Origin of the sequence: Cryobacterium sinapicolor, assembly GCF_004403465.1 — a bacterium.
In the GTDB taxonomy this organism is placed as follows: Bacteria; Actinomycetota; Actinomycetes; order Actinomycetales; family Microbacteriaceae; genus Cryobacterium; species Cryobacterium sinapicolor.
Genome location: NZ_SOGQ01000036.1, coordinates 1 through 6559, shown reverse-complemented (window position 1 = coordinate 6559; position 6559 = coordinate 1). Strand labels below are relative to the sequence as shown.

Genomic DNA, 6559 nt, shown 5'->3' with positions numbered 1-6559 from the left:
TCTCGTCCCGTTGCCGGCGGAGCGCGGCGAGCTGTTCGGCAAGCTTGGGGAGCACGACGCTGGTCGCGTTCGTGCCCGTCACCACGACGGTCTGCTCGCCCAGCGCCCGAGTGATCTCATCCGCGAGGCGCCGGCCCATTCGCGGTGCCAACTTCAGCAGCCGGTTGCCAAGTCGGGCTGGGCCAGCGGCCTTCATCGCCGCTGGCGTCGGGTAGCGCTGCAGCAGATCCAGCACCGCCGGATGGCGCGGCGATTCTTATATCTACGTCGCATAACCGCATGCTCGAACTGGCGAATTCAAACGGTGGAAGCAACAGGGGCTATTTTCTTCCTCGAGACTAGCTCGCTGAGCAGGTCAGCCGGGGTGCTGCGTTTGAGGGTTTTGCGGGGCCGCTCGTTGAGCTCAGTGGCGACATCGAGGAGGCGTTGAGCGCTGTGGGCGTTCAGATCGCTGCGATTCACTCATCAGATCGCTCCCCTGACTTCGTTTGATTGCGGCAACGAGTTGTGACCACATTGCCACGTCCGAATTCTGCAGCGGGAGATCGGCCTTTCGACATGCTCAATATCGATCAATTTTGGATAGAACACGATTCTTAGAGGTTTTCGCCAGCTTTACAGCAGATCCGCATCCCCGCCAGGCACTCAAAGTGTTAGCCTGCCATCAGTGAAACTCTCTTTCTCTCTGTGACCCAGAGGCCCTTCAGCGACACCAGTTCGCTCCTCGAACGAGGGGCGGTGATTTCGTGTGCCCGGAAGGGGAGCTCCTTGCGGAGTTCCCCTGCACCCTGGCCCCCTCTCGAAACCACCTCAGAAAGACCGTTCACTCATGACGTCCACAGACTCTTCCGACGCGAGCACTGACGACCGCTCAACCCTCCGCGCGAACTGCGCTGACTGCTTCGCACTCTGCTGCACAGCTTTCGGCTTTCAAAAGTCCGCCGACTTTCCAATCAACAAGCCCGCGGGCACCCCATGCCTGAATTTGGCAGACGATTTTTCCTGCTCCATCCATGATTCCTTGCGCGCACGAGGCTTTCGCGGGTGCACCGTATTCGATTGCTTCGGTGCGGGCCAATACGTGTCGCAGAATCTGTTCGGTGGAACAAGTTGGAAGGAACGCCCCGACACGAGTGCCGAGATGTTCAGTGCATTTGCTGTCGTTCGGCAACTGCACGAGATGCTCTGGTATCTCGTCGAAGCCGCCGAACGGGCAACGACCTCGGATCGATTAGGGCCGGTGGCGCAACTTCGACGCGAAATCCAGCGAGCCCTGGACGGCGAAGCATCCGCGATCCTCGCGACTGATGTCGAGCGGATTCGTGCAGAGGTCCGGCAAGCGCTGATCGGTGTGAGCGAGGAGGCGCGCGGCGGCTATACCGCCGGCGCTGAAGCCGACGAGAGCGCCAACTTGCATCCGTCAGTGGACCTGGTCGGTCGTAACCTGCGATCGACTCGTCTGTGCGGAGCCGATCTCCGCGGCGCCTACCTCATCGCTGCGGATCTTCGGCGAAACGACCTGGCGGGCGTCGACTTGCTCGGTGCAGATTTGCGCGACGCACGCGTCGAGGGAGCGGACCTCTCGAACGCGCTGTTTCTCACACAATTACAAGTCGATGCCGCTCAGGGCGACGGCACCACCGTCCTTCCGGCTGCCCTCGCCCGGCCGCAGCACTGGCTCGCCTAGGCGCTAGGAGGAATCGGCGTAGGTGGACAACGACGGACTTCCACGGGTGGGGAAGAGGTAAAGAGCTAGCGATGTTATCGCTGACTTCCCATAGCGTCAGAAAGGGTGTCAAAACCCCTGTTCATTTCAAAACCCTTTTCCGAGTCTTGATTCCGAGCAGTTTCGTGGACAGCAGTTCTGACACCTTTGTGAAGCTGCCCATGAGCGGCGCGCGCGCCAGTGAATATTGGCTCCTGTGGACACCACCTGGGGTGCGGGTGAGCACCACTGTTCAGGTCCATGATTCGCACTGTTCAGCACCACTGTCGGCGTGGTTGAGCACCACCTGAAAAGCTCCTTCCACCGTGGGATGGCCACACGGTGGAAGGAGTACCGGTAATGGTACGGAAGATCAAAGCGAAGCTGGTGTTGCAGCTGCGTAATCAGGGCTTGTCTCGGCGGGCGATCGAGTCCGCTCAGGGGATGTCCCGGCACAGCATTCAGGCGGTCCTCGACGCGGCCGAGCTGGCAGGTCTGGGCTGGGCTGACGTCGCTGAGTTGTCGGAGGGCGAGGTGTATTCGGCGTTGTTTCCTGGCCGCGGGGTCCGGGAGAGCGTGTTCGCGCAGCCGGACTGGGCTCGGGTGCACGCCGAGCTGGCCCGGGTCGGGGTGACGTTGAAGCTGCTGCACCAGGAGTATGTCGACGCGTCTTCTCGCGCCGGGCAGGCAACGATGAGTTACGACCGGTTCTGCCGGCTCTATGGCGAGCACGCCGCCGTGACCGGGGCGTCGTCTCGCGTTGGCCACAAGGCCGGCCGCAGCATCGAGGTCGACTGGTCCGGTCCCACGATACAGCTGTTGGATCCGACAACGGGTGAGATCTCGAAGGTGTATTTGTTCGTCGCGTGCCTGCCGTTCAGCCGGTATGCGTTCGTCGAAGCGAGCCTGGATATGCGCCAGGAGTCGTGGCTGCGCGCTCATGCGGCGATGTTCACCTTCTTCGGCGGCAGCGTCCCGCGCCTGGTGCCCGACAACCTGAAAACCGGGGTGATCTCCCACCCTCGGGAGGGAGAGGTCGTTCTCAACGACGCCTACCGCGAGATGGCGGGGCACTATTCGGCCGCGGTGTTGCCGGGCCGAGTCCGGGCCCCAAAAGACAAGGCGAGTGTTGAGAACACGGTGTCTCACGTTGCGACCTGGGTCATCGCGGGGCTCAGGCACGAGCAGTTCACGTCGTTGGCGCAGTTGCGGGAACGGATTCGGCAGCAGATCGATGCCTATAACCGGCAGCCCTTCCAAAAACGCGACGGCTCCCGACTGAGCGTGTTCACCACCGAGGAGCTCCCGCTGATGCAACCCCTGCCGGCAGTCCCGTTCGAGATCAGCACCTGGTCTTACCGGCGCAAGGTGAACAAGAACGCCCACGTGGTCTGGGCCAAGAACTTCTACTCCGTCCCCTTCAGCCACATCGGCGCTCTCGTTGACCTTCGCGTGACGGACACGATGCTGGAGGTCTATCGGGCTGACGAACGCTTGACCTGCCACCTGCTGCTGGCGGCCAGCGCGGTGAATCAGTATCAAACGAACGACGCGGACTTGCCCGAGGGGCGCAGCTGGCAGGCCTGGGACCGGGACCGGGACCGGATCAACGACTGGGCAGCCCGGACGGGCCCGGCCACGGTGACGGTGACGGTGATTGGCAAGATCTTCGAAGCAGTCTCCATCGAGGAGGCCGGGTTCGAACCGGCGTTGGCCGTGCTGCGCCTCTCGCGCCGGTTCTCCCCGGCCCGGGTCGAAGCAGCCTGCGCGATGGCGCTTCGAGGGCCGATCCGGTCACCGCGGTATGCGCACCTGAGACCGATCCTCGACACCGGGCAGGACAAGACCGGCCTCATCCCGGAGGAGCCTGAGGGCGATGATCGTGGCTACGTCCGCGGCAGCGCCTATTACGCCGGAGGGACCCGTTGAGCCGCCTGGACGGGGAGACCAAGCGCAAGCTCCGCGAGATGAACGCGAGCGAGCTGCTCGAGGCGATCGACACCCAGGACGAAACACTCTCGATCAGTTTGACGTTCGAAGAACGGGTCCGGCTGGTCGTCGATGACGCTTACTCCACCTTCACTCACGCCAAGGTCGCCGGGCTGATCCGACGGGCAGGGCTGCGCTATCCGAACGCGGATATGCGCCGCATTGACCTGCTCGACGAGCGCGGCCTGAACCGTCCGTTGCTGACTCAGCTCGGCACCTGCTCGTTCGTGTCCCGGCAACAGAACGTCGTCTTTCAGGGGTTCACCGGGTAGGGGAAGTCGTATCTGGGCTGCGCGATTGCCAAGCGCGCCTGCGAGCACCGCATCCGCGCGCACTACGTCCGCATGCCCGACCTCGAGGAAGCGTGGGTCGCCGCCCAAGACGGCTCCGGCGGGTCCGGGAAATTCCTCCGCAAATATGCCGCGTTCACCCTGCTCGTCATTGACGAGTGGTTGCTGGACCGGCCGACGGAGTCGATGCGCGGCATGCTGCTGGAGCTGATGGAGCGCCGCTACGGGGAAACGTCGACGGTGTTCTGCACCCAGTACTCGCAGAAGGACTGGCACCAGCGCCTCGGCTCCGGTGTTCACGCCGACGCGATCATGGACCGGATCATCCACAACACCGTTTGGGTTGAAACGGGCAACTACAACATGCGCGAGCACACGGCCCTCACCACCGCGTAGTCCGTGACGAGGAGCATCAGTGGTGCTAAGCCAGACCACCACTGGTGCTCTCTCGCACGATCGGTGGTACTGAACCGCACGATTGAGTGGTGCTCAAAGCCTCAAATACTCACCAGCTCGTAAACGAGCGTTTCTGGACCACGTCGCTAGTTGCCAGTTCGAAAAGACTCCGCGCCTAGCGAGTCTCCAAGTGAGCGAAGCCGGTCGGCCATTGCCGCTGACCGGCCTCGCCCTGGAGTCAGACTCTTGTGAAGAAGGACTCCTCGCTTTAGACCGTCCTACGTCAAGGTCGTCCGCGCGTAAATGCTCATTGCGTCAGCAAGAAACGCTGCCAGGCCCGGTTGGTAGGCATTGTGGAAAGCAGCCATGTCGGCATTCTCCTGATAGTGAAGCGCCATACCCACGTACGCGCGCGCGGTCGGGACGTAAAACCTGCACGCGATGTCGTAGTGCGCGGCAATCAGGGACTGTACCTGCTCACTGCCGAAGGCGGCGCTGTCGACGAGAGGCGCTATTTTCAGGTACAGAGCGTCCCAGTCTCTGTGGACTAACGCCCGGTCCACTTTTTCCCAGTAATTAGTGGCGGCGAGGCTTCGTGATTGTTCTTCCTCGAGTGCCTCGCGGCATCCATCGAGATATTTCGAGCTGAAAGAGTCGATTGACAAAGTTGTTCCTTATTAGCGGTAGGCGGCGCGAAAGCCGCGGATCCATGGATGTTGGCGCACCAAAACGATTCGCCCGAGCAGGTTCAGTTGCGTCTGCACCCTCAACGGGTGGACAAATTGCCGAAGGCTCGAACGGGTTTAGGCAGGGCCACCATGGATTGCACCGATAATCATCAGATCATTCTATCAGGCTCTACTGTGCTTTCCTCGAAGGTGCCAACCCCGGGCTCTGCACCCGAAACTATCCACTAAGTCGTTCCACTCTTGAAGGAACGGGCTCACGACGGAAGATTTTGCAGCTGTAGGCGAGGGATATTTTGCGGCCTGTCTGCGCACTATTCGGGGCGGGACTTTGCCGTATCTTCAAATCATGGAATTGAGCGAGATCACACTATCCAGTGCGGCGGACATCCTGCGCACTTGGGCCTTGGACGAAAAGATGAAGGCTCAAGTGCTCGCGAATCCAGTGGCTGCACAATGCGCTGCCCGAGTGGCTAGACGATACATCGCTGGCGAGAATGCTGCAGATGCCATTGATCTCCTTCGCCTTAACACCATTCGGGGGCATGCCGGGAGCATCGAACTGGTTGGAGAGTCAGTTCGCCAAGCGGATACGGCCGATGCGCAGACTCAAGAGTTCATTGATCTGGCAAGCCTTATCGGAACAATCCCTGAGACCGCCACGATCTCGTTCGACCTCTCACACGTGGGCTCCGGCAGAAGGATCCGACAGAACGGATCTTTCCCTCGCTCTCTTCGAAAAGGTTTCGGACGAGTTCCCAGAGACCGGGATCACGCTCCAAGCCAGACTGCACCGCACGTCGACGGATCTTGATCGATTGATTGACCGTCCAGGCGCGATTCGCCTAGTGAAAGGCGCATATCTTGAACCGGAATCAGTCGCATTCTCGCGAAATTCCACAGCCACGACGACCGCGTATCTGGAAATCGCGCAAAAGTTGATGGGATCTGGGCACCGCGTTAACCTCGCTACCCACGACGCTGCACTTGTTGCGCGACTTCACGATGAGCTAGGCGAAGAATTGCGACAGGAGCACGTGGAGTTCGAAATGCTCCAAGGGCTTGGAGACGACTTGCTCGATTCACTTCGACAGCAGGGCTTCGCGACGCGAGAGTACATCGTTTATGGCCCGGAGTGGTGGCGTACGTCCTCAACCGCATCGCAGAGCACCCCGAGCGCGCAATCCAAGCCATCGCCGATATTGGGTTCGTGCTCCCGGCACCGTTTGCCGAGCAATCTTGATCGTGTTGCCAATGCTGAGCGATAAGGCTGCGCGCCGACTCGCTCTGGTTCGCGGACACCGGATTACGCACAAGCGTAAGTAGCTCAAAAACGGCTCTCCTGACTCTTCCGTGGGTTATTTGCGGCCGGGGAGCGCTGGTCGGTGTCAACGACTGGTGAATACTGACCCCGTGGCGTCGTTTGAATCTTGACCCCTCCGTAAGACCCTTGGAGGGTGATGACAGTGGAGAACTGGGCAGAGATACGTCGG

At 61.0% G+C, this 6559-nt stretch carries 4 protein-coding genes and 3 pseudogenes; 4 read left to right on the top strand and 3 right to left on the bottom strand.

Translation table 11 applies throughout. The features are described 5' to 3' along the window. Together E3T28_RS17340 and E3T28_RS17740 are read right to left on the bottom strand one after the other, a co-directional pair. A pseudogene (locus E3T28_RS17340) lies at nt 1-244 on the bottom strand (IS110 family transposase); the annotation flags it as partial. Nucleotides 245-297: 53 nt separating this feature from the next. Next, a pseudogene (locus E3T28_RS17740) lies at nt 298-453 on the bottom strand (IS30 family transposase); the annotation flags it as partial. A 376-nt stretch (nt 454-829) separates the two neighbouring features. On the opposite strand from E3T28_RS17740, the gene E3T28_RS08105 reads away from it, so the two are divergent. From E3T28_RS08105 to E3T28_RS08095, 3 genes and pseudogenes are all read left to right on the top strand, one after another. Continuing rightward, the gene (locus tag E3T28_RS08105; protein ID WP_134429610.1) at nt 830-1687 is read left to right on the top strand and encodes a pentapeptide repeat-containing protein; all 858 of its coding nucleotides are present in this window, start codon (nt 830-832) and stop codon (nt 1685-1687) included. 378 nt (nt 1688-2065) lie between these two features. Continuing rightward, the gene (gene istA / locus E3T28_RS08100) at nt 2066-3634 is read left to right on the top strand and encodes an IS21 family transposase (protein WP_134429608.1); all 1569 of its coding nucleotides are present in this window, start codon (nt 2066-2068) and stop codon (nt 3632-3634) included. Continuing rightward, nucleotides 3631-4380: pseudogene (locus E3T28_RS08095) on the top strand (ATP-binding protein). The gene istA and the pseudogene E3T28_RS08095 overlap by 4 nt, the downstream one beginning before the upstream one ends. A 278-nt stretch (nt 4381-4658) precedes the next feature. Here the strand turns inward: E3T28_RS08095 and E3T28_RS08090 are convergent. Further along, nucleotides 4659-5045 carry a TipAS antibiotic-recognition domain-containing protein gene (locus E3T28_RS08090; protein ID WP_198417173.1) on the bottom strand — a complete coding sequence of 129 codons (387 nt, stop codon included), beginning with the start codon at nt 5043-5045 and terminating at the stop codon, nt 4659-4661. A gap of 518 nt (nt 5046-5563) precedes the next feature. Here E3T28_RS08090 and E3T28_RS08085 point away from each other — a divergent pair. Then, nucleotides 5564-6334, top strand: coding sequence for a proline dehydrogenase family protein (locus E3T28_RS08085; RefSeq protein ID WP_338145394.1), 771 nt, complete (start codon nt 5564-5566; stop codon nt 6332-6334). Nucleotides 6335-6559: the final 225 nt, after the last annotated feature.

What these genes read in the sequence shown, in the direction of transcription:
- E3T28_RS08105 (WP_134429610.1), top strand. Translation starts at nt 830, where the DNA reads ATGACGTCCACAGACTCTTCCGACGCGAGCACTGACGACCGCTCAACC.
- istA (WP_134429608.1), top strand. Translation starts at nt 2,066, where the DNA reads ATGGTACGGAAGATCAAAGCGAAGCTGGTGTTGCAGCTGCGTAATCAG.
- E3T28_RS08085 (WP_338145394.1), top strand. Translation starts at nt 5,564, where the DNA reads ATGCTGCAGATGCCATTGATCTCCTTCGCCTTAACACCATTCGGGGGC.